Here is a 542-nt window from a genome sequence, read left to right as displayed (position 1 = left end):
GCTACCGGCGGCAACTTCGAGAACCTGGTGACCAGCCCGGCGGCGGCAGTCACTGAGGTGACTGACACAATCAACATTTCGACGGTCAGCCTGACCGCCAACGGCTCTGTGGCCGAAGGCGGCACCGTGGTTTACACCGCGTCCGTGTCTGCTGAAGTCACTGGTTCGCCGGTCGTCGTGACCCTTTCCAACGGCCAGACCATCACCATTCCGGTCGGCTCGAGCAGCGCCAGCGTGAACTTTGTTGCGCCGAACGATGCTTTGGCCGGCGGCGGTTCGCTGAGCGTCAAAATCGACGACGCCAAGGGCGGCAACTTCGAAAAGCTGGAAGTCGACGGCAAGCCTGCGGACACCTCGATTACCGATACGGCTGACACCACCACACTGAGCCTTACGGCTACCGATTCGGTTGCTGAAGGCGGCTCCATCGTTTACACCGCAACACTGACCAACGCTGCCGGCACGCCAGTGACTGTGACCCTGAGCAACGGCGCCGTGATCACCATCGCCGCCAACGCTACCAGCGGTTCCGTCACCGTCGA

1 protein-coding gene is annotated in these 542 nt (G+C 62.2%); it reads left to right on the top strand.

All coding sequences use genetic code 11. The annotated features are described in order from the left end of the window. The coding region (locus tag E3W21_RS28780; RefSeq protein WP_178084159.1) for an immunoglobulin-like domain-containing protein at positions 1-542 on the top strand (542 nt) is incomplete at both ends.

Origin of the sequence: Pseudomonas sp. F01002, from assembly GCF_004402115.1 — a bacterium.
GTDB lineage: Bacteria > Pseudomonadota > Gammaproteobacteria > Pseudomonadales > Pseudomonadaceae > Aquipseudomonas > Aquipseudomonas frigoris.
The sequence above is the reverse complement of the archived record's forward strand: the minus strand, read 5'-3'. Positions and strand labels throughout refer to the sequence as shown.